Origin of the sequence: Gluconobacter sp. OJB (assembly GCF_039638275.1) — a bacterium.
GTDB lineage: Bacteria > Pseudomonadota > Alphaproteobacteria > Acetobacterales > Acetobacteraceae > Gluconobacter > Gluconobacter cerevisiae.
Genome location: NZ_JBDIWH010000001.1, coordinates 1 through 22,434 on the forward strand (window position 1 = coordinate 1; position 22,434 = coordinate 22,434).

At 56.7% G+C, this 22,434-nt stretch carries 13 protein-coding genes, 1 tRNA gene and 5 pseudogenes; 16 read left to right on the forward strand and 3 right to left on the reverse strand.

The window, feature by feature from the left end; genetic code table 11:
* The first annotated feature begins 50 nt into the window (after positions 1-50).
* The 9 genes and pseudogenes from ABDK74_RS00005 to ABDK74_RS00045 all read left to right on the forward strand — a co-directional run bounded on the left by ABDK74_RS00005 (position 51) and on the right by ABDK74_RS00045 (position 12,880).
* Positions 51-127 (forward strand) — tRNA-Met (locus tag ABDK74_RS00005).
* Positions 128-921: 794 nt separating this feature from the next.
* Positions 922-1,684, forward strand: a pseudogene (locus tag ABDK74_RS00010) (IS5 family transposase).
* Positions 1,685-1,753: 69 nt separating this feature from the next.
* Positions 1,754-1,888, forward strand: coding sequence for a hypothetical protein (locus ABDK74_RS00015; protein ID WP_346002213.1), 135 nt, complete (start codon positions 1,754-1,756; stop codon positions 1,886-1,888).
* 132 nt (positions 1,889-2,020) lie between these two features.
* Complete coding sequence (locus ABDK74_RS00020) at positions 2,021-2,614, forward strand: DUF6088 family protein (protein ID WP_346002214.1); 594 nt, start codon at positions 2,021-2,023, stop codon at positions 2,612-2,614.
* The gene (locus ABDK74_RS00025; RefSeq protein ID WP_346002215.1) at positions 2,607-3,653 is read left to right on the forward strand and encodes a nucleotidyl transferase AbiEii/AbiGii toxin family protein; all 1,047 of its coding nucleotides are present in this window, start codon (positions 2,607-2,609) and stop codon (positions 3,651-3,653) included. The genes ABDK74_RS00020 and ABDK74_RS00025 overlap by 8 nt, the downstream gene beginning before the upstream one ends.
* 6 nt (positions 3,654-3,659) lie before the next feature.
* Positions 3,660-6,638: a TrlF family AAA-like ATPase gene (locus ABDK74_RS00030; RefSeq protein ID WP_346002216.1), complete on the forward strand. Its 2,979-nt coding sequence runs from the start codon at positions 3,660-3,662 to the stop codon at positions 6,636-6,638.
* 21 nt (positions 6,639-6,659) lie between these two features.
* The gene (locus tag ABDK74_RS00035; RefSeq protein WP_346002217.1) at positions 6,660-7,691 is read left to right on the forward strand and encodes a PIN domain-containing protein; all 1,032 of its coding nucleotides are present in this window, start codon (positions 6,660-6,662) and stop codon (positions 7,689-7,691) included.
* A gap of 592 nt (positions 7,692-8,283) precedes the next feature.
* The gene (locus ABDK74_RS00040; RefSeq protein ID WP_346002218.1) at positions 8,284-9,423 is read left to right on the forward strand and encodes a hypothetical protein; all 1,140 of its coding nucleotides are present in this window, start codon (positions 8,284-8,286) and stop codon (positions 9,421-9,423) included.
* Positions 9,416-12,880, forward strand: coding sequence for a DUF4062 domain-containing protein (locus ABDK74_RS00045; protein ID WP_346002219.1), 3,465 nt, complete (start codon positions 9,416-9,418; stop codon positions 12,878-12,880). Before ABDK74_RS00040 ends, ABDK74_RS00045 begins: the two co-directional genes overlap by 8 nt.
* 24 nt (positions 12,881-12,904) lie before the next feature.
* On the opposite strand, the gene ABDK74_RS00050 is transcribed toward ABDK74_RS00045, so the two are convergent.
* Entirely contained in the window at positions 12,905-13,072 is a 168-nt protein-coding gene (locus tag ABDK74_RS00050; RefSeq protein WP_346002220.1) for a hypothetical protein, read from the reverse strand.
* Positions 13,073-13,086: 14 nt separating this feature from the next.
* On the opposite strand from ABDK74_RS00050, the pseudogene ABDK74_RS00055 reads away from it, so the two are divergent.
* From ABDK74_RS00055 to ABDK74_RS00085, 7 genes and pseudogenes are all read left to right on the forward strand, one after another.
* Positions 13,087-13,281: pseudogene (locus tag ABDK74_RS00055) on the forward strand (IS5/IS1182 family transposase); the annotation flags it as partial.
* A gap of 466 nt (positions 13,282-13,747) precedes the next feature.
* Complete coding sequence (locus tag ABDK74_RS00060; RefSeq protein ID WP_346002221.1) at positions 13,748-14,704, forward strand: RNase A-like domain-containing protein; 957 nt, start codon at positions 13,748-13,750, stop codon at positions 14,702-14,704.
* A 608-nt stretch (positions 14,705-15,312) separates the two neighbouring features.
* Positions 15,313-16,425: a Fic family protein gene (locus ABDK74_RS00065; protein ID WP_346002222.1), complete on the forward strand. Its 1,113-nt coding sequence runs from the start codon at positions 15,313-15,315 to the stop codon at positions 16,423-16,425.
* A 553-nt stretch (positions 16,426-16,978) separates the two neighbouring features.
* Positions 16,979-17,635, forward strand: a pseudogene (locus ABDK74_RS00070) (IS630 family transposase); the annotation flags it as partial.
* A 670-nt stretch (positions 17,636-18,305) separates the two neighbouring features.
* A complete protein-coding gene (locus ABDK74_RS00075; RefSeq protein WP_346002223.1) occupies positions 18,306-18,701 on the forward strand; it encodes a hypothetical protein in 396 nt (131 codons plus the stop codon).
* A gap of 66 nt (positions 18,702-18,767) precedes the next feature.
* Positions 18,768-19,310, forward strand: a pseudogene (locus ABDK74_RS00080) (IS5 family transposase); the annotation flags it as partial.
* Positions 19,293-20,265 (forward strand): annotated as a pseudogene (locus ABDK74_RS00085) (integrase core domain-containing protein). The pseudogenes ABDK74_RS00080 and ABDK74_RS00085, both read left to right, overlap by 18 nt.
* 378 nt (positions 20,266-20,643) lie before the next feature.
* On the opposite strand, the gene ABDK74_RS00090 reads toward ABDK74_RS00085, so the two are convergent.
* A complete protein-coding gene (locus tag ABDK74_RS00090) occupies positions 20,644-21,210 on the reverse strand; it encodes an epoxyqueuosine reductase QueH (protein ID WP_408874450.1) in 567 nt (188 codons plus the stop codon).
* A gap of 4 nt (positions 21,211-21,214) precedes the next feature.
* Positions 21,215-22,267, reverse strand: coding sequence for a methylenetetrahydrofolate reductase [NAD(P)H] (gene metF / locus ABDK74_RS00095; RefSeq protein ID WP_346002225.1), 1,053 nt, complete (start codon positions 22,265-22,267; stop codon positions 21,215-21,217).
* Positions 22,268-22,434 lie beyond the last annotated feature (167 nt).

The following is a 22,434-nucleotide window of genomic DNA, read 5'->3' on the forward strand; positions in this document are numbered from 1 at the left end:
GTCCCCCAGCCCACTCACATAACCCAAAAAACCAACATCAATCACACCACCGCGGGGTGGAGCAGCCCGGTAGCTCGTCAGGCTCATAACCTGAAGGCCGCAGGTTCAAATCCTGCCCCCGCAACCAAAAACACCCTCAAAACCCCGCTAAGTCCCTGACTTGGCGGGGTTTTTTGTTGCGTCCAACACCACACCCCTATCAAACTCCCCATTATTTCAATGACTTGGTACCAGTAGGTTCAAATCGGGGTGCCTGATACCCGCAACCAACTGTCCTGTACGCAGGCGTGCTCCGACATGCCGGGGCATAATCGCGCGCAGGAGAAAGAGCGGGGAGGGGACACTGTCCTCGGGCATGCAGAAACTCCTGAGACAATGCTATCTCGAGATGACGGTAATGGGGGGGGAACGGAAGGTCTGCTTTTGATAAGGCTATCGGTAAACCGGACACTCAAATGGACGACGCTCGCTAAGATATTGAACCTGTTCGAGGCCGTCCCAGAAACTTGCCGGAATCCGGTATTTGGTTACGGAATAATTAGGAGCTAAACGTTTAATTGAGTGTACGTGTATAAAACATACTCAGTTTGTTAAGCATGACCGATTTCTCTCTATAGTGCGATATTGTTGCCGCTCACTACACACACCGACGCGAACAGTTCTTTTGAAGGCAGAAAAAGCTGTAATCGTCCGTGACGTTGGCGCTGGCGTAATTATCGCGTCACAACGGGTAACTGGAGCTAATAATGATTCGGCAGAGGTTATTACAAGACAAGGTGCTTTGCATTTTCTGTGATAATGAAGTGGGCACTCGCATTAAACCTGAACATATTCTGCTCGACGCGCTAGGCTCAGGACCTATTAATTTATTGAACTGAGCGAGACGTTGTGATTCACAGGCTTACCGATGGAGGTAAGGCTGTGAGTGACGTATTTTTGCTGTCTGAACGCCAGATGGAGCGGATTGAGCCGTTTTTTCCTCTGCCGCATGGAGTGCCCCGTGTGGATGACCGGCGTGTTTTGAGCGGGATCGTTTATGTGATCCGTAACGGCCTTTAGTGGAAAGACGCTCCGAAAGCGTATGGTCCGCACAAGACTTTATACAACCGCTTTATCCGGTGGAGCCGTCTCGGTGTTTTTGACAGGACCTTTGTCGCCCTGACAGAACAGGCTGGCCGTTCGAAGCGGCTGATGATTGATGCAACACACCTTAAGGCACACCGGACATCGGCGTCCCTGCTCAAAAAGGGGCTTTCCCCGCCATATTGGACGCACAAAAGGCGGTCTGAACTCAAAGCTTCATGCCGTGTGCGATGATCAGGGCCGACCTGTCCGCCTGCATCTGACTGCTGGACAGGTTAGTGACTTCAGAGGCGCAGACGTGCTTCTGGCAGACCTCCCCGATGAGACAGAAGAAGTCATCGGAGACAGAGGCTATGACAGCAACCGGATCAGGCTATCGCTTGCAGAACGCAATATCACTGCCTGTATTCCTCCGAAAAAGAACCGGAAAATAAAGCCGCCTTACAACTGGCATCTGTATAAAAAGCGTCATCTGATCGAAAACATGTTCGTAAAGCTGAAAGACTGGCGACGGGTGGCAACACGATACGACCGCTGTGCTCATACATTCATGTCCGCAATCCAAATCGCAGCAAGCTTCATCTTCTATCTTAAAGAGTGAGTCCTGAGCCTAGGTTATGCCCAAAACGGGCTGAAGATGCTCAGGCGGCTGGAAAAGTCACCGGATGACATGAAGGGATTGCTCTCGGGTTTCGTCGAACAGGCGGAAAAGCTCCGAGAAGAGAAGCCGGACGACTTTCTAGGGGCAATGGAGACGTTGCTGTCGGGCTTTCTCGAAGAGGGCCAGCAGAAGCTGAAAGGTTAGGCTTCGCGTCGAGCGACCCTCGTTGTCGAAGGGGGTATCCCTCTCGACAGATGGGTAGGTCGGGAAGGCAGGCACCCAGCCAATCTTGAAAACTGTCAGAAAACCGCGTATATTTCTGACAGGAGATCTGCCATGCAGCGCTTGACCGAACAGATTCTTGAGCATGCGACGCGGCTGCCAGAGGGCACGCCGGTCGCAGCTAAGAGCTTGCTTCACCTTGGCAATCGCGCCGCGGTGGACCAGGCCCTGTCGCGCCTGGCCGAGCGGGGACAACTGATCCGGGCCGGACGTGGTGTTTACCTCCTGCCGGTCACGAGCCGGTTCGGGACCAGGGCGCCGTCCGTGGAACAGGCGGTCGAGGCGCTCGCCGCCCAGCGCGGCGAGGTTATCGTCTCTAGCGGTGCGGCCGCCGCCAACAGCCTCGGCCTTACGACGCAGGTGCCGGTCCGATCCGTCTATCTGACGTCGGGGCGCACCCGGAAGATGAGCCTCGGCAAGCAGACCGTTGAGCTTCGCCACGCGCCTCGCTGGCAGCTCGCTATGCCGCATCGGCCGGCAGGTCAGGCGGTGCGAGCACTCGCCTGGCTCGGGCCGGAGAAAGCCGAGGCGGCTCTCAAGACCCTGAAACGAAAGCTGCCACCCGCCGCTTTCAGCGAACTGGCGGCGGCGGCGCCGCAGCTTCCGACCTGGCTCGCGCAAAGCGTGGGGAAGGTCGCGCATGGCTGATGCCTTTCTGCTCCTTCCGGCCGAGGATCGCCGGGAAGCCTTGAGCGTCGCCGCCGACCGCTCGGGCAGACCGGCGCACCTTCTGGAGAAGGACGCATGGGTGGTGTGGGCGCTGGCGACGCTCTACGGCTCGCCGCTCGGCGAACATCTCGTCTTCAAGGGCGGCACTTCGCTTTCGAAAGCCTATCGGATCATCAGACGGTTCTCCGAGGATGTCGATCTGACCTACGACATCCGCGCGCTCGCACCCGACCTCGTCGGAGACAATGGCGAGGCGCTACCGAAGACGCGAAGTGAGGAAAAGCGCTGGACGAGCGCGGTGCGCGAGCGCCTGCCGGAATGGGTGGCCGGAGCCGTTCAGCCGATCATCACCGAAGCCCTGGCGAGCGGCCCCTTCTCGGCGACGACCCGGGTCGATGGTGAGAAGCTCTTCATCGACTACGAAGCGACGGCGACCGGCTCCGGCTATGTCGCCCCAAGCGTCCTGCTCGAATTCGGCGCCCGCTCGACCGGCGAGCCAGCAAGTTTGCGGGACATCGCCTGTGATGCGGCTGGCTTGGTTGATGGGGTGGACTTCCCGACAGCGCGGCCAAGGGTCATGCACGCCGAGCGGACGTTCTGGGAGAAGGCGACGGCGATCCACGTCTTCTGCCTGCAGCAGCGACTGCGCGGTGATCGCTTCGCGCGCCATTGGCATGACGTCGCCCGGCTCGACGAAGCAGGCTTGGCAATCACCGCTATTGCTGATCGTGAACTGGCAAATGCGGTCGCGCGGCACAAGGCGATGTTCTTTGCCGAGAAGGCCGCCGACCGATCGGCGATCGATTATGCCGCAGCTGTCAATGGCGATCTGCATCTCGTCCCCGCCGGCGACGGCGCGAAGGCCTTGGAAGATGATTATGCCCGCATGGTCGACGATGGCCTCCTGTTGGAAGATGCGGAGCCATTCGCTGAGCTTATGGATCGATGTGCAGATATCGCGGCACGTGCGAATGCCGGGGCTTCAGAACAAGGAAAAGCGCGCGAGGAAAGGGGCTGAGGGAGGATGTTGAGTCGGGGATCTGAATGGCGCCGGTGGGAGCCGCACATTCACGCGCCTGGCACCGTGATGAACAATCAATTCACCGGGCCGACGGCATGGGAAGACTATCTCACCGCACTGGAGGGTGCGACCCCTGCGATCGAGGCGATCGCAGTCACTGACTACTATGTCACCGACACCTATGAGGAGGTGCTGCGACATAGGGCCGATGGTCGGCTGCCGGGCGCGAAGCTCGTGTTCCCGAATGTCGAGCTGCGCCTCGATGTAGCGACTGCCAAGGGGGGATTCGTCAATCTCCACCTCTTCGTTAGCCCGGAAGACCCGAAGCATCTCGAGGAGCTGCAGCGCTTGCTATCACGGCTCCAGTTCAACGTGATGCAAGATCGCTTCGACTGCACGAGGTCAGAGCTCATTCGCCTTGGCAAGAAGGCGGATCCGACCATCACCGATGACCGAGCAGCGCTGGCCTACGGAGCCAACCAGTTCAAGGTCAATTTCCAGAAGCTTCGCGAAGTTTTTGGCGAAAGCGGATGGGCCAAGAAGAACATACTCATCGCCGTCGCCGGCGGCGCGACCGACGGCACTTCGGGCGTTCGGGAGGCAGCCGATCAGACCATCCGGCGCGAGATCGAGGGCTTCGCGGATGTGATCTTCGCGAGCAGCGCCGCCCAGCGGGAGTTCTGGCTTGGCGAGCGCGCCCTTGGTCCCGCTGAGATCCGCAACCTCTATGGTGGGCTCAAGCCCTGCCTGCATGGCAGCGACGCGCACAAAATCGAGGATGTCGCTACTCCGTTTGGTGATCGCTTCTCGTGGATCAAGGGCGGCTTGGAATTCGACGCGCTGAGACAGGCCTGCATCGATCCTGGTGGGCGCGCTTATGTTGGGGCTGAACCGCCGGGGACCGCGACGCCATCGCAAGTGATCTCACAGATTAAAGTCTTAGACGCGCCATGGGTTACCACGCCCATAATCCCGCTCAATCCCGGCTTGGTCGCAATTATCGGCGCTCGCGGATCGGGTAAGACCGCGCTCGCCGACATGATCGCTGCCGGCTGCGACTCCATAACGGATGAGACGTGGAATGCTGACGAATGGGCGAACCCGTCCTTCCTCGTCCGTGCCCGCGACGTGATCGGAGACGGCAAGGTCGAGGTGAGTTGGGCTGCAGGCGCGCCGAGCACGCGCCGGCTTGATGGTTCGGACGCCAATGGCTCCTTTGCCTATGAGCGGGTTCGCTATCTATCCCAGCAATTTGTCGAGGAGCTTTGCTCGTCGAGCGGGCTGACGGATGGGCTGTTGCGCGAGATTGAGCGGGTGATCTTCAACGCGCATCCGGACGAGTCCCGCGACGGCGCCCTGGATTTCGAGGAACTGCTCGAACAGCGTGCGTCACGTCATCGCCTTGCGCGTGAGCGCGAGGCGGAAGCCGTTTCCCAGATTTCCGATTTGATCAGTGCCGAGCTGGAAAAGGAGAAGTTGGTCACCAGCTTCGAGGGCCAGGTCGCCCAAAAAAAGAAGCTGGTCGATGCCTACACCGCTGATCGGGCCAAGCTCGTGTCGGCCGGAAGCGAGCAACGCGCGCAACGGCACACCGAGTTAGCCGGTGCTGCGAACGAGGTCCGTGCGAAGCTTCGCCGGTTTACCGGCCAGCGCCAGACCTTCCTCGCGATGCAAGACGAGGTGAAGGACTTGCGCCGAAACCAGGCGCCCGACGCTTTGCGACAAGCTCAAGGTCGGCACCCTCACAGCGGAATGTCGCCGGAACAATGGGCCTCCTTCCTGCTCGACTACAAGGGGCCAGTCGACGACGACCTTGTCGGGTATGTGAAGTGGGTTGATGGCAAGATCGCCGAGCTCAAGGGGACCACGCCTGCGCCGGGCGACCCGAACAAGCCCTTCTTCCCGGACGATACTGATCTCAACACGCTATCGCAGGCGATGCTCGAGGCGGAGATGGCACGGCTGGAGAAGCTGGTCAGCGCCGATAAGGAGACGCAGCGGCGATATACGGCGCTGTCTGGCAGCATCGCGAAGGAAACCGCCGCGCTGCAGACGCTCACGGACAAGTTGAAGGACGCGCAGGGCGCCAAGGAGCGTGCGCGTGAACTCCAGAAGGACCGCGAGGAGGCCTATGGACGTGCCTTCGATGCGCTGGTTGCGGAACAAGCGGTACTGGAAGAGCTATATGCACCGCTGATGGCCCGGTTGGCAGCCGCCTCGGGCACCCTGAAGAAGCTCTCCTTTTCGGTGACGCGTATCGCGAACGTTGAGGAGTGGGCGACTCAGGCGGAGAACGGGCTCATCGACCTGCGCAAGGCCGGCGCCTTCCGCGGCAAGGGCACGTTGGTGCAGAAGGCGAATGAGGTGCTGAAGGAAGCATGGGAGACCGGCGATTCCGCTGGGGTTCGCGCCGCGATGGCAGAATTCCGCCGCCTCTATCAGAAGGATCTTCTCGACCATTCGCCGGTCGCACATACCGATCAGGTCGAATTCCGCGCTTGGTCGAAGCGCTTCGCCCAATGGCTTTTCAGCACGGACCACCTCTCGATCCGTTATGGCATCGACTATGACGGCGTCGACATCCGGAAACTGTCTCCTGGCACGCGGGGGATCGTGCTGCTGCTTTTGTATCTGGCCCTCGATGACAACGACAATCGTCCGCTAGTGATCGATCAGCCGGAAGAGAATCTCGACCCCAAGTCGGTGTTCGAGGAACTGGTACATCTCTTCGTGGAGGCGAAGGCGCAGCGTCAGGTCATCATGGTCACGCACAATGCCAACCTCGTGATCAACACGGACGCGGATCAAATAATCATCGCGGAGGCAGGCCCGCACCCACCTGGCGCTTTGCCTCCCATCACCTACAAGTCAGGCGGTCTCGAAAATGCCGAGATCCGTAAGGCTGTGTGCGACATTCTCGAAGGCGGCGAAGGCGCGTTTCAGGAACGTGCGCGCCGTCTGCGAGTGCGGTTAGATCGATAGGATGAACAAAAAGGCGAACTCGTGCTGCATCTCTTAGTCGATACTTGCGTGTGGCTCGACATGGCAAAGGATTATCGGCATCAGCCGACTCTCGCCGCCCTGGAGCAAATGATCGAGGCCGGCGAAGTCGGCCTGATCTTGCCGAAGCAATCAGTTGATGAGTTTGCGCGCAACAAAGACCGCATCATTCGGGAGAGGGGGAAGAGCCTCAGTAGCACCTTCAAGCGGGTCAAGGAGGCTGTGCGGCAATTCGGCAAAGAAGAAGGTCGCGAGGAGGCCTTGGCCAGCTTGGATGACGTGGATCACCGCATCACCATCCTTGGCGAGGCGGTCCACGAGAGCGTTCAGCGCATCGAGAAGATTTTTGCCCAGGCGACGGTGATCGAGACCAGCGACGCGGTAAAGCTTCGAGCCGCAGAGCGTGCGGTCGATAAGCGTGCTCCGTTTCACAAAGATAAGAATAGTATCGGCGATGCAATTCTAATCGAAGTTTACCGCGAAATTCTCTCTGGAACTGACGAAAGCTCGGAATACGCTTTCGTAACGCATAACAAGCACGATTTTTCGGACATGGCGCGTGACGAGCGTGAGCCGCATCCCGATCTTGCGGACCTGTTTGCAGAGGAACACTCCAGCTACTCCTTGGCTATCGGTGAAGTGCTGAACGCGTATGCGCCGGACTTGATGGAAGAGGTGAAATGGGAGTTCGAATATCGTGAGGAGCCTCGCTTGCTGAGCGAGATCATGGAAGCCGAAAACCTGCTGTTTCGCCAAGTCTGGTATAATCGCCATTGGAATCTTAGGTCGGCGATTGAAAGCGGCAAGCACAAGGTCGTCAGCGAAGCGGAATGGACAAAACATCCCAAACGCCACCAGAAATTGACCGTCGATACCGTCTGGGAAAGGGCGTTGGCTGCTGCAAAGCGAACGGAGGATGAGGTTGGCTTGGAAAACCTCGGACCTTGGAGCGATTTTGAGTGGGGCATGCTGAACGGCAAGCTGAGCGCTTTGCGGTGGGTGATCGGCAGCGAATGGGATTTTCTCGATACCTGACGTCGAGGCTTTAGGTCGGCATGGCAATGGTTACATGGGTCTGATAAGGTCTCCGACGGTACTTTTCGGTGCTGAGTCATCTGAATTGCTCGCGCGATCGAAACTGAAAATTTGCGCAACCGATCTCGATAGATACCGAAATCACGCAAAAAAATTTTCAGCCAAATTTCCCTGAAAAAACAACACCGTAACAATTTGACGGCCCATGGGCCGGCTTCTTGCGGGGCGAGCAAGAAAAAAACCAGCTAGATCAATGACCTAGCTGGGTTTAGAACAATCGAGTGGGAGTGACGGATACAAACGGCGGCAATAGCGTAGTTTCGGCGGTGATCTTCGCCTTTGCTTATTCGCCTTCGCTTGATTGCTGTTCTCCTTCATTTCCCACGACCTTCCTGCGGACTCACACCATTTATGTCTTTTACAACGAATCTGCGATCACTCTCGAGATGATGTAAAGCCGCTTCGACAAGTGAGAGTGCCCTGGCGTAGGATAGCGTGCACAAAGGCGGGCCTGCTTTGCTTCCAGAAAGCGACTGACGCTGTTTCCAGGGCGGTCCTTGCAATTTTAGCCGAGCTGTTTCAAAGTGCAAAAATGAGCGGGAAAAAGGGTAAGGGCGCGAGGAAAGCGAAGGTAGCCGCTCAGCAGTCAGCGGAGCGCGACGATCTCATCAAAGATGCAGGCGGCTATGACTGGGGCTGGCCCGCCATCGAGATGGTCATGGCCAATATGGAACTGTCGCAGCGCCTGGCCGCCGGCGGCTTTTCGGGCTGCGGCTATGGCATCATCCCCGATGATCTGCCCTTCATAACGCTCGTTGGCTCCAACATTCGCGGAATGCAGTCCGCGCTCGCGCTGCTGAAGGAATGGACCACGCTGTCTGGACCAAACGCGATCCGCCTTGAGATCGCTTATGATGGGCCGGGCTATGTGCTCGCGATCTCGCAGCAGGTCGATCTCCTGTGCTGGCGTGTTTCCGGCATCGACACGGTCCGCCAGCCGCTGATGATGGTGACGAGCCATATCAAGCGCATGGATTCGCGGCATCGGGTGCTCGATCAGCTCGCCGACTATGCCGAGCAGCCGGTAGCGCCTCTGCGGCTGATTGTCGCGGAGATGCCGGAGAGCGTCTCGCGCGGAGGCGGCAGCCGCGACTTCGGCTTCACGCCCAATTGGGAAAACGCCATCCTCCTGCCCGGCATTGAAGTCTATCGGCGGCCTGAGGATCGACCGCCGCACACGATGGCGAGAACCGAGGCCGAATTCGAGGCAAGGACGAAAAATGGTCCGGATCCCGGCTGGCCGCCAGCCCCGGAACAGGATCCCGCGAGCGTCGCGAGCGCCCGTGAGCGGCGGCTCGCCGCGTCGATGCCCAAGACGCTCCACGTGCTCCGCAACACTCACCGAGGTGCCGCGTTTCTGGAGCAGGCGTTGGTGCTGGGGTGCGCCCGGTGGCAGGTCGAGCAGGCGATCTGCAATATTCGGTCGGCCGATTTTCTTGCCTATCAGCCAAACGGTGCGCGCAAGCGCCTCGCCATGATCGACGCCGTCCGTCATCGCGTGCTGGAGCCGGCCTCGATGGACGTCGATCTCACCGTCATCTCGAACGACCAGATCAGCGCCCAGATCGGGCTCGACGCCGCCTTCCTGTTGCGGCGTCTCGAACCCGACCGTGAGATCGGGGACGCCGTCGCTGAGCGGATCGAGCGTATTCGGGAGCTCGGTTATGGCTGACCCGCGTCTGCAGCGGGCGCCGGCGGACCGCCTGCGGGTCTTCATCAGCTCGACAATCGGCGAGTGCGCGACCGAGCGGGAAGCCGCGCGCGCTGCTATCCGGGGTCTCAACTTCGAGCCGGTGCAGTTCGAGCGTGAAGGCGCGCGAGCGGAGGCGCCCCGCGACTTCTATCTGCGCAAGCTCCAGGACTCGCACATCGTCATCGGCATCTATCGCAAGTCCTATGGATGGATCGACGAAGCCAAGGGGATGTCCATTTCCGGGCTCGAAGACGAGTTTCGCGAGACGCAGCGGCTCGGCAGGGATTTCCTAGCCTATGTGCTGAAATCCACGCCCGACCGCGATGCCCGGCTCGAGGCGATGGTCAGCGAGATGATGGGCGGTCCGCACATCCTCCATTTCTTCGATGACGGCGAGGATCTCGAGGCGCGGTTTCGCGATGACCTGACGGCGCTAGTCACCGACCGGGTTACGCTAGCGCAAACCCCGTCGCCGGCCATCGGCACGGCGAGCGCAACGCTCGCCGCCATCTTCCGCGGCGAAGCGCTGCGCGTCCGGCGCAACGGACTACTCGATCACCTTTCGCGGTCCGCCGCGCTTGCTCGGATCGTCTGGGTGACAGGAGCATCGGGCGCGGGCAAGACGGCGCTCGTGGCCGAATGGTCGCATGAGCGCGAAGCGGCTTATGTCAACGCGCGCGGCATGGACGCCCGCACGGCGCTGCTCGCCGCGGCCGAGCGGCTGGGGATCGCGCGCGGACCGGAGCTTGCGACACCCTTGTTCGAGGACGCCCGCTCAATGCTGGTCGCGCGCTGGCGACACGGCAATGGCTGGCCCTTGGTGCTGGACGATCCGGAAGATGCCGATGCGGTCTGGTCGGTCCTCGGCGCCTGTCTCGGGCAGAGCGGCACTGGCTCGGTGGTGATCGTCTCGCGCGAAAAGCCGGAAGGCGCAGCAGGAGACGAGCTGCCGGTAGAGGGCTTCACCAGCGACGAGCTGGTGGCGCTGCGCACGCTCGCAGGCGCGTCCGTCCCGGCCGGCCCGGGAGATCTGCCGCTCCTCCTTCGCACGAAGGCGGGGGCCGTGACAGGCAGCCAGCGCTACGACGCGCTGGCTGCCGTCTCGCGCGAGATTCTCGGTTATCTGTCGCTTGCGCCGGCGATGCTGACCCTGTCCGACATGCAAGCGCTGCTCGGGAGTGCGGCCGCGACAGCAACCGAGATCACCGAGCATGTCGCCGCTATGGACGATCTCCTGATGGAGACCCCGGCCGGGTACGGCTTCATCCACGAGAGCCTGCGCGAGGAGATTGGGCAGATTGTCCTTGAGCGCCCCCAATTGCATGGACTGCTCGTCGATCGCCTGTCGAAGCGGCTCGCGCGCACCGGAAGATCCTGGGCGGCCTTCAGCCTGCGGCGAAGCGAGATGTCCGAGCGGGTCGCGCGGCTCGCCAATCGGGCCGCCTCGGAGGCGGTGTTCAGTGGATCGACGCGACACCTGACCGATGCGCTCGACTATCTCGTTGACTATTATCGGTCGCGTTCGGAGAAGGGCCGCCTCGTTTCAGTTCTGATTGCGCTCGGCGAAGCGCGCGCGAACCAGGGCGCGACCAAAGCGGCCGAGCTGCTGTTGCAGGAGGCGCGCGACACCGCGGCGCAGATCGACGATCGCGAAGCCGGCGAGATGATCGATCTGCTCCAGGCCTCGATCGATCTGAGGCGTTCGGCATCGGCGACCGCCCTTGAGCGGGTGCGCGCGCTTCGCGACATTGCGCGAGCACAGGGTCGCAAGGATCGCGAGGGGCGGCTGCTGCTTGACGAGGGCGTGGCCTATCTGAGCGTGAACGACACTGACGCAGCCGCGCCGATCTTTCGACGCGCCCGCGAGGTCTTCGCGGAGCTCGAGGATGGATATGGCCTCGAGATCGCGACACGCAATCTGATCGCATCGCTCACACTCTCGAAAGAGGGGAGAAGCGAAGCCGAAGCACTCCGCGCCGAGCTGGAGGTCGACGAGCCCGATTCCCCACGTCATCGCGCGTGGCTGTGCAATTTGGAAACTCCGCGCCTCCGCATCGAGAAAAGGTTCGAGGAAGCCGAAGCGATGGCCCGCGACGCGATCACCATCGGCGAGGAACTGGGCGACAGATATTTGGTGGCGATCAACCAGATTATGCTCGGCAACGTGCTGCGCGATGCGGATGATCTCGCTGGTGCGAGAGAGGCCTATGCCGAGGGCGGCAAGCTCGGCCAGTCAGTGGGCCGGCCCGACATTGAGGGACGTAGCTCGCGTTTGCTCGCCTCGGTCGACAATCAGGCCGCCGCAGCGGCGGACGGTGTGGAAAGGCGCATACTCGCAGCACGTGCCGAGCAATATGCGACCCACGCCGCCGGGCTCTTGGCGGACAGTTATGCCTGGGTCGAGCAGGCCTTCGCGCTTGAGGAGCGGGGAGACGCCCACCGGATTCAGGGGCACGACCGTGACGCAATGTCCGACTATGCGCTCGCCATCGCCGGGTATCTGCGCGGAGATGATCGTGCCGAAGCCGAGCGCCTGTTGCGCTACTTCGTACCGTTCATCGCCGAGGAGGAAGATCTCGAGACGCTGATCGCGCTCGCCTTCGATGGCCGGAGCGATCTCAAGGGGTCGAGTGCTTGGGTCGAAGCAATGACAGTAGCGCTATCGCGCTGCCCGAGCGCGGCCGCACCCAGCGTCCTCGGCTCTCTGGTCCGGTCCTTTCTCCCCGGCCGGAATGGTGCATTTTGGTTCGATTGTCTGGTCCGGTGCCTCCTTGCTGTCGACGAGCGGCGCGGTCTGAGAAAGCAGGGATCGCTGGGCTCTATGCTCTTGCTGGCGATCCTTGGCTTTGGTCGGCATCGCGCCTTCACTACCGCGGAATTGCTTACGCTTATGGGGATCTGCGCGAGCGGGCTGGACCATATGGTCGTGCGTCATCGCCCCGACGACGATTTGAACCTTGTCCTTCGGCTAGGCAGCACGCAGCGCCTGCTTTTCACCGTGCGCACCGATGGCAAGAAACCTGAATCCATGTTCGTGGCGCTGGTGATCGGAGCCTTCCTCGATGCCTTTGCAGATGAGCTTTCGGACATTCTCTCGCCCGACCTGTTGGAAGAGGGTGCCGCGATTGACGTCCATGTCTTCGGCCAGGCAGTCAAAAGCAAGACGGTCGCGGACTTTTTTCGCGAACGCCTCAAGGACAAGCCCGTTGCGACCGCCCGGATCATCGCGAAGGAGGGCGAGGAGCCACCCATCGTGGTCTTTGCGCGGAAGGATGCGATCGAGGCCCTGACAGCGAGCGAGGAACGGGGTGGGGAACTCGAGATCATGCTAGCGCGCGTCCTTGACGAAGTCATCTTCGTGACCACGGGTCGCAGCGTCGACGACGAGATTTTCTCCGCGAAGATCAGAGATCTGCTCATCTCAATCCTGCGATAGCGCGTCACGGACAAACGGCTCGCCTCAGCAGATCGGCGCCGCTGCGGCTTTGTTGCGTTCCTCGACGCCGATAGCGAGCGCCAGTTGGATCAATGCTGCCCTCGCGATCTTCATCATCCGGAGCGCTTTGGCTTCGAGCAGATCGCTGTTGATCGACAGGCCTAAGCCGTTGGATGCGGGCAAGGTGAGCATCAGATCCCATGCCCATTCCACCAAAGAAGAACAGGAAATCAAAGCCACCTTACAATTGGCATCTGTATAAAAAGCGCCATCTGATCGAAAACATGTTCGCAAAGCTGAAAGACTGGCGACGGGTGGCAACACGATACGACCGCTGTGCTCATACATTCATGTCCGCAATCCAAATCGCAGCAAGCTTCATCTTCTATCTTAAAGAATGAGTCCTGAGCCTAGTGCAGCCATGTGTGTATTTCTCGCATACCTATGACATATAAGCAATATATAGCGAACGTCTACACGTTAGCAGCCGGTGAACGTCTGGTTTCGGGATTTGCTGTCGTGCTCCGAACGACCGAATTGAGGGCGAAAGCAGTCTGTCTGCTTGCTACGCGCTAAACGGACCTACCGGTTTCGCCTCATGTCGGACGCTGGACGTAGTATCTCAGAGGTCGTAAAGCCGACATTAAGTTGGCTGATCTATGCGACATACTCTTCGGCTGGTCAAATTGTGCGCTTTCTGTTACTAATATGCTTAGATCGGAAGTGGATCGAACTCACTCTGAAAATTTCAATAAATTTAAGCTCGTATTTTGATGGACGCCGGCGTCTGGCGTTGGCCACTCATGCGACATGCAAAGCCCGCCCTTACCGGTGGGCTTTTTTTATGTCCGCATCACAGGATATTTTATGCCCGATACGGATCAGCATCCCGCCCTGACCTTCGTCATGAGCACACATCACCTGCTCGGCATCGTTAGGCAACATCTACCCAGTCAGGAAACAGTCATCCGCCTCGACGGGCTTGCGCGGACGGGCTTCGGCGCGGCGGAGATGGCTGGAGGCGCTGCCCTCCTCGCTGACCCAGACCCGATCTTCAGCAAGATTGGCGGCGCTGCGCTCATCGCCCATGGAATGGATATAATGGCTGCGGGAAACCGGGCCTGGACCACCGGTCAGGCTACGCCGACGATGACCGAACGAGCGGCACGGGCTGCCGCTCTAATGGCACATGCGTCACCGGTCGTAGCTGATATAACGGGGGCTGTTGCTGACGCGTTGGTCCCCACCAGTATATTGCATAAAATTGGTGCGCTTACCGCCACACGGTCTATTCGGGTTGTCTCCGCTGATCGTGGCCATCTTAATTTCGATCATGGTGATATTGTTCCGGAGCATTTCCACTCGCCTGCTCCAGATTTCGGACAACCGACTAGCCAAGATCTGCTTATACCTCATCGACAGAGCAGTCTAAATCTCGACCATCATGAGGCCCCCTCGCATAATCGCCGTGCAGGCGGACATGTTTTACTCAGACACATTGCTCTGACAAAAGAGTATATCGAAAAACGCTTCACGAAAGAGGGGCGCCCTGTCGTCTCATTTTTTACGTCGAAGCACGAGGCGGAGCGCGCAATCCACCAGGTTCTGCAAGACAACGCCCATTTGATTGATAACTGGCTTAAGACAGCGCCAAAAGACGCAAAATTTGATATTTCAAGTAGTATTTCAGGGCATGGAACTGTCGTTATCCATCAGGCCGATCGAGTGAGACGGGCAGCACGCCGTGCAGAGGTTACAATTAAGAACACTGAGCATAATGGGATGATTTACCATGTTTTCACCGTCAAACTCTTCGCACGCTGAGATTCGAGATGCATTTCCCCGGTTGTCCAATGTGGGGACCAGTTCATTGGGTGAAGATGCCGACATGTGTGGTGACACGCTGGACGAAGCAATTCAGGATGGACCACGAGGGCGTAGCCTACAGTTTAAACTTGAGACGATCCATGAGCTACAACGCCTTTTGAGTTTTCCTGACAAAGAGATTGATCGGATCACGCAGACATGGGTTCTGCTTTCGATTGATCCGATAGCGGATGTTGAGGAACCACCAAATTGGGGCCGATATTCGACTTATAGAGCTTTCTGGGAGGCGGTTCTGCGTGCCTTCGAGACCGACTCAGAAGTGCAAAAGCACGTGCATGTCTGACGTTGGCCGCCATGATGAATGGCGGCTATCAGGCCCCTGGATTCCTAAACCGGACAGACCGGTGTCCCCCCATTGCTGTCGGAATAAGACACGGTGGGTACGGCTTTATCAGGACAGGTGAGAAGGACAGGGTAACTTCTCGATTGGTCCCTCAACCAACGTATGTGGGGAGGGACAGCTATATTCCCCGCATGTTATGCGGATATAGTGTTGCAGCTTGCGGTGATTGATCTCTATATTCTCCGCAAGGAGTGCAGGGAATATGGCGCGATACATTCATGAGCTCGGAGACTGGCCGGACTTCCGGTGGGACAATGATGCCATCTCCCATGCATTGGCCGCTGTGCGTCACCGGCAGGGTCGGCTTCTGGGACGTATGGAAAGTCTCGGCTTCGATTTCAGATCGGAAGCGGTACTCCAGACCCTGACCGAGGACGTCATCAAGTCGAGCGAGATTGAGGGGGAAAACCTCGATCGCGAGCAGGTGCGCTCTTCCATCGCCCGGCGACTGGGTATGGATATTGGTGCGCTGGCGCCAGTGGATCGGGATGTCGAAGGCGTCGTGGAGATGATGTTGGACGCAACCCGGCATTATGCTGAGCCTTTGACCGAAGAAAGGCTGTTCGCCTGGCATGCGGCTTTGTTTCCCACCGGACGAAACGGCATGTCACGCATTCTGGTGGGAGAGTGGCGTGATGACAGAACCGGCCCGATGCAGGTTGTGTCAGGGCCTGTCGGGCGAGAGAAAGTCCACTATGAGGCATCCCCTGCCAGCAGCGTACCCACTGAGATGCAGGTCTTTCTCGATTGGTGTAATGTCGGGCAGGCGCTAGACCCTGTGCTGAAGGCAGCCATTGCGCATCTGTGGTTTGTTACCATTCATCCGTTTGAGGATGGAAACGGGCGCATGGCGCGGGCCATCGGCGACCTCATGCTGGCGCGCTCGGAACAGACAGACCAGCGTTTTTACAGCCTGTCGGCCCAGATCCGTCAGGAGAGAAGGGATTACTATGCAATCCTTGAGGTCACCCAGAAGGGGGATATGGACATCACGCCTTGGTTGCGCTGGTTTCTGGGGGCTCTGGATCGCGCATTTGATCGCGCTGAACTGGTTCTGGGAAAAGTCATCCAGAAGGCCCGTTTCTGGGATAATCTGGCTGGTCAATCGATCAATGACCGGCAGCGTCTCATGCTCAACCGTCTGCTCGACGGGTTCGAGGGCAAGCTGACCTCATCCAAATGGGCGAAGTTGGCGAAGACGTCACCGGATACCGCTCTGCGTGATATCAATGATCTCGTGTCACGCGATATTCTGGTTCGGGAGGCTGCGGGAGGAAGAAGCACCAGCTACAGGCTAGTTTTCTCTGAGGCGTAAACCGAAGATCCGCACTGGTGCCTTCCTGATCGCGGGAAAGGACATCCATCGTCTCTGTCACAATAAGAGACTTGCCGTGCGGCAGGGGCGGCCGGACCATGAGGAGTAGGGGGGACGGATCAAACGAACATAAGGAAAAAAGTGTTCAATGTTTCAGTCACTTAACTACGCTGCCACACGTTCAACGAACCCGCTGACAAGCGGCAGTTTTCTTTGGTTGCAGGCCCCCGCAACCACCGATACCCACACTCCCGTGAGCAATGCTCCGGGAGTGTTTCTTTTGTGTGCACAAGATGTGTATAAAGCGTAAATGCTGAATATAAGAACAGAACGACTTATTCTCCGCAACTTTCGCGAAACGGATGGTCCGGCTTTATATTCCTATCTGCATAATCCACGATCCAGCTGTTTTTTTTTCGCTCAGGCTTTCTGATGAAGTCGCCTCAATGTCTTAACGCCGGTAGGTTCAAATCGGGGTCAAATGAACCCGCAACCAACTGCTTTGTATGCAGGTGTAAAAGGGCGGACTCAGGGGTACCGGGGCATAAGCGGGCGCAGCATGCTCAGCCGGTGGCGGCGTCAGCGCGGCTGGACGTTCAAAAAAAGACCGCCCGTGCACTGGAGCAGGAGCGTCCCGACGTCCTGAAACGGCGTGCGGGCTGGTTTGATGCCCAGCCGGATCTTGACCCGGAACAGCTAGTGTTCATCGACGAAACTAGCTTTTCTACAAAAATAGCCCGGATGCAAGGGCGTGCCGTGCCCCGCGCGGAGAACGATGCCGTGCGGGCGTGCTGCATGGACATTGGAAAACTACCACCTTCACTGGAGTCCTGCGGCACGGTAGGCCTGACCACGCCATTCGTACATGATGAGGCCATGAACGGTGTCGTGTTCCAGACCTATGTTAGCCAGATGCTCGTGCCGAAGTTGCTGCCGGGCAACATCGTCATCCTCGATAATTTGCCCGCCTACTGGATGCCTGGCGCACGTCGGGCCGTAACAGGCCGAAGCGTCGATAATGTTCCTGCCCCCCTATAGCCCGGACTTCAATCCGATCGAGATGGTCTTCTCCAAGCTCAAATCCCTCATGCGGAGCCGGGCAGAACGCACCGTCACGGCACTTTGGGATGTCGGCGGAGACGTCCTCCGGGCCTTCACCCCAACCCAGTGCGCCAACTTCTTCACCGCCGCAGGATATGAGCCGGATTAACGTGGAATGGCTATAGCATCGCGGAAATAGATACGGCTGTCTATTAATAAGATAACAGATATATTTGAAATAAGGATTATATTTCTCATTATGAGAATTAATAATCTCAAAAAATTTTAATATATGAGAGGATAAGATGGAAAACAAAACAAATATAGACATAAATAAATATATACATATGTATCTTGTTTTTTCAAAATTCTCTCTAATTATAGGAGGAATATTCATACTGTTATATAGCGCATCAAATGATATTTTATCTGATATCATCCATACTATTAGTTTAATTGAATTTCTAATTTATGGTTTAAGCCTTATGGGTGCTATATTTTTTACAAATATTATAGGATCGCTTTTATCATACTGGATGTATTTTCTAATTACATAGTTTAGTGTTACCAGAAGACGATTTGCAAAACCAGAGAATCGTCTGGATTATAGTACAACAAACACAGACAGTGTTTTTGCATCTACCAAAGGAACCAAAATATTTTATGTTATAGTTTCATTTATATTATTCTTTTTTGGGACATTATTTGGCATAAATTATTATACAAAAACAGGCAGTTCTGATTTTCTTAAATATTTCTCTTATGTGTTTGCTTCTGGCTTCTTCTTGTATTCTTTCATTAATATAAGATACGATAAAAATAACGAAATGAAAAGTTTAATGAGGAATAGGTATTTTTTCATAATTGTTCCTCTTGTCCCATTCATTCTTGTTCCGATTTCGACATTTATAGGACCAATATATTTAACAACTATAGGAATAATACCTTATGAAAAAACCAGCTTTATAATGAATGAAGAAGCTTCTGATATTATTAGGGATATATCAAAAATTAATAATAACAGAAAAGATAAAATTCCTCTTATGGAATGTGTTGTCTCAAACGATAAGAAGAAAGAACGTCTATATCCACAAGTCAAGCCCATACTCTATGGAATAGGAGATTACACTTTCTTCTCAGTCCCAGTAGCTGAAAAAGAAAATCCTATTGTCGTAAAAATACCAACCAAAGATTTAATTGTGTTGAAAAATGTGAAAATCGTATCTTGCCCTTAGAGCCCTTTTGGAAAATGGGGGTATAGGGCTTTGCATTGGGTATGAAAGGTGATTTTCCCCGTTGGGATATGGACACCTCAAACCCTAGCACGCATGGCCGCTCTATCCCGCAAGACGAAACGCTACCCATCTGATATCTGACCGACGAGGAGTAGGAGTGGGGACAGATTGCGCCTCTGATGCCGTCTGCAAGCCCGCAAGGGCGCAAGTGGAGAGTCGATTTTCGGGAGATCCTCAACGCTCTGTGCTATCTGGTGCACTCAGGCTGCGGGTGGAAGATGCTTCCTGTTCATTTCGGCCCCTGGCAGACAGTCTACTGGTGGTTTCGCCGTCTGATACGCCGGTTCTTGTTCTGCACGATCCATGACGTCTGCACGATGCTCGATCGTGAAGCTGAAGGGCGTGAAGTGAACCCGACGGGCAGTGTGAGTCGACAGCCAAAGTATAAAGGCACCTCTCGCATAGACGCGAAGCTATGACGTAGGCAAGAAGATCGTCGGGCGCAAGCGGAATATCGCCGTCGATACCGACGGCCGCCTGCTGATGGTGTACCTGACGCCCGCGGATATTTCCGACAGCGTCGGCGGCCAGATGATCTTGGATGCGATCCTTGGGGAGCTGACGCTGGCGGAACTGGCTTCGAAATATGGTGTGCATCAGACGATGATCGCCCAATGGAAACGGCAGGCGATCGAGGGAATGGCGCCGACCTTTTCCGGGAAGATGGTGTCTGAGCCCCCAGTCAGCTCTGCTGATGTGGAGAAACTGCACGCGAAGATAGGCGAGCTTCTCATGGGCCGGGATTTTTTACGCGATGCCTCTGCTCGGTTGGGCGTGATCAGAGGCGGCAGATGATTGACCCCAAGCGAGCGTATCTGCCGATTATCCGGCAATGCACGTTGCTGCACCTCAACCGGTCTGGCATCTACTATCGACCTGTACCACAGAGCGGGGCCAATCTGGATCTGATGCGGCTGATCGACGCCCAGTTCCTGCAAGCGCCCTATTATGTATTATGGCTCGCGGCAGATAACATGGTATCTGCGACGCCTTGGGTATGAAGTAGGCTGCAAGCGGGTCTGGCGGCTCATGGCGATCATGGACTGGTTCACGTGCAAGGTGCTGTCCTGGCGCCTGTCGAACACGATGGAGGCGGAGTTCTGTATTGAGGCGCTCCGGGATGCGCTGATGCGTTACGACACCCCGGAGATTTTCAACACGGACCAGGGCTCACAATTCACGACGCCCCGTTTTACCGGGATCCTGGGAACATCAGATCCGTATCAGCATGGACGGGCTTGGGCGCTGGCTGGACAACGTGTTCATCGAGCGTCTGTGGCGGTCGCTGAAATGCGAATGTATCTACCTGCACGCGTTCGAGACTGGATCGGCACTACGGACCGGGCTTGCCAGATGGATTGTGCATTACAACGGACAGCGGCCCCATTCAGCTTTGGCTGAACGCACGCCCGATGAAGCGTATCATGACACGCCGAAGCCATCTGGTCCGGGGTTAACCCCGGACCAGAGAGCCAACAGCAGCGCCGTCAGAATGGCGACATAACAACAACCGGGTATAGCTTATTCAAACCTAAAAACTGTCCGAACGGACGGGGCTACCCCTATACGTCCAACGCTACGACAAATGTCAAACCGTTTTGTTCTCCGCCATCTGCCTCGCTGCAACTGTCATGTTCTGGCTACTAATCTTGAGTTTGATAAGAGTATAAGAGTGATTTGTTTTACTGTCTGGGTAGCCTTCTGCTTGGGTCAACGGAACCATGGGTTCATACAACACGGACATCCGGGGTGGTTTTTCTTTTCCAGAACATCGTCTTCCGGAGCATCGCAGCTCACAGAAGATGCATGCTGCTTACTTTCTTTCGCCGTGTTCGGGATCGAAGCATTATCGAGCAAACAACTCCCTTCGTCTTGTGTGTGATCAGGCTTCATCATCGGTTCCATAGTAGAGTTTACCAAGCTCGATCGGCAGACGTTCCTGACTGCGACGATGAGCATTGGTATCTCGCAGCGAATAGGCGCAGCCGCAATATTCCTGCTGATAGAACTTCTCCTGCTTGCTGATTTCAATCATCCGGGCGGACCCTCCACCCTTACGCCAGTTGAAATCCCAGTAAGACAGCCCTTCATAAGGGGATACACTGCGTTGGCCGCAGTTATTGATCTGCGCCATGTTCTTCCATCGCGAAATACCGAGAGAACTGGTCATCACCGGGAAACCGTGTTCGTGAGCGTAAAGCGCTGTGCGCTCGAAGCGCATATCGAAACACATGGTGCAACGTATACCGCGTTCCGGCTCCCATTCCATGCCTTTCGCACGGGCAAACCAGTTGTCCCGGTCGTAGTCGGCATCAATGAAAGGAATGCCATGTTTATGGGCAAAACGGATGTTTTCATCCTTGCGGAGGAGATATTCCCGTTCGGGATGGATGTTCGGATTGTAGAAGAAGATCGTGTAGTCGATACCCGATGCAGTCATCGCCTCCATCACTTCACCCGAACAGGGTGCGCAGCATGAATGGAGGAGCACCTTCTTGTGTCCATTCGGTGGTGTTAAAATCTGTCGGGGTTTCTCGCTCATCGAAGATTTCCATTTTTTTCAAAGGGTCTATCAAATTATGAGATGCGACCTGGTGCATAGGGCGTACCCCGAGAATATGAGCAATCGCGCAAACGAGGTCAGATCGGTTCAGCGTGGAGACATGAAACTCGTTAATGCCATAGGCCTGCAAGGTACGGATCTGCTCCACCGCCACCATAGTTGAGACGATACGACGAAGTTCAGGACCCTTCGCTGTACCTTCAAACAGATATTTCAACCACACCGGAACTGTTACTCCACACAAGGCTGAGAAGCGCACGATCTGTTCGTAGTTCGAAACCGGCATAATACCAGGAATGATTGGCGCAGTAATTCCGGCCTTCAGGCAGCGGTCCAAAAAACGTAGATAGACCTCAATATCAAAGAAATACTGCGTGATGGCGCGTGTTGCCCCCGCATCAATCTTGCGCTTGAGATTGTCCAGATCAGCTTCTGGGCTTGACGCAGCAGGGTGGGTCTCAGGATAGGCGGCCACAGAGATATCGAAATCCGCGATGCGACGCAGACCGGTAACAAGATCGCTAGCATAAGGGTAGCCATTTGATTGCGGAGAGTAACCAACCGCGCCTGTAGGAGAATCACCACGCAGGGCCACGATATGCTTAACGCCAGCGTCCCAATAGCGACGGGCCAGTTCATCCACCTTCTCGCGGGTTGCTCCGACACAAGTCAGGTGAGCGGCTGGGACAAGGTCTGTCTCCCGCCTCAAGCGCAATACTGTGGAGAGCGTACCGACCTGGGTGGTCCCGCCGGCACCATAGGTGACCGAAACAAAGCGAGGAGCAAGAGGGGTGAGGCGTTGGATGCAGTCCCAGAGCCGCTGTTCCATTGCGTCTGTTCGCGATGGGATAAACTCAAAAGACAGGATTGGAGCTTCGAAGTTACGCGATAACAGTCCGTTAATACGCTTTTCTGACAGCCAATTGGTGAGTGTGTCGGTCATATTAGCCGCATACGATAATAGCTTCCGCACCTTTTCCTGAAAGCCTCAGATGGAAACGAATGCGAGTTTGAATTCAGAGCGAAGTAAGGTCGTGAGGTCGGTGACGACCAAGGAAAACTATTCGTGTCAGGCATGGGACTACTACGATAAGAGGCCGTGATGATAAG

What these genes read in the sequence shown, in the direction of transcription:
- ABDK74_RS00015 (WP_346002213.1), top strand. Translation starts at nt 1,754, where the DNA reads ATGAAGGGATTGCTCTCGGGTTTCGTCGAACAGGCGGAAAAGCTCCGA.
- ABDK74_RS00020 (WP_346002214.1), top strand. Translation starts at nt 2,021, where the DNA reads ATGCAGCGCTTGACCGAACAGATTCTTGAGCATGCGACGCGGCTGCCA.
- ABDK74_RS00025 (WP_346002215.1), top strand. Translation starts at nt 2,607, where the DNA reads ATGGCTGATGCCTTTCTGCTCCTTCCGGCCGAGGATCGCCGGGAAGCC.
- ABDK74_RS00030 (WP_346002216.1), top strand. Translation starts at nt 3,660, where the DNA reads ATGTTGAGTCGGGGATCTGAATGGCGCCGGTGGGAGCCGCACATTCAC.
- ABDK74_RS00040 (WP_346002218.1), top strand. Translation starts at nt 8,284, where the DNA reads ATGAGCGGGAAAAAGGGTAAGGGCGCGAGGAAAGCGAAGGTAGCCGCT.
- ABDK74_RS00045 (WP_346002219.1), top strand. Translation starts at nt 9,416, where the DNA reads ATGGCTGACCCGCGTCTGCAGCGGGCGCCGGCGGACCGCCTGCGGGTC.
- ABDK74_RS00050 (WP_346002220.1), bottom strand. Translation starts at nt 13,072, where the DNA reads ATGCTCACCTTGCCCGCATCCAACGGCTTAGGCCTGTCGATCAACAGC.
- ABDK74_RS00060 (WP_346002221.1), top strand. Translation starts at nt 13,748, where the DNA reads ATGCCCGATACGGATCAGCATCCCGCCCTGACCTTCGTCATGAGCACA.
- ABDK74_RS00065 (WP_346002222.1), top strand. Translation starts at nt 15,313, where the DNA reads ATGGCGCGATACATTCATGAGCTCGGAGACTGGCCGGACTTCCGGTGG.
- ABDK74_RS00075 (WP_346002223.1), top strand. Translation starts at nt 18,306, where the DNA reads ATGAGGAATAGGTATTTTTTCATAATTGTTCCTCTTGTCCCATTCATT.
- ABDK74_RS00090 (WP_408874450.1), bottom strand. Translation starts at nt 21,210, where the DNA reads ATGGAGGCGATGACTGCATCGGGTATCGACTACACGATCTTCTTCTAC.
- metF (WP_346002225.1), bottom strand. Translation starts at nt 22,267, where the DNA reads ATGACCGACACACTCACCAATTGGCTGTCAGAAAAGCGTATTAACGGA.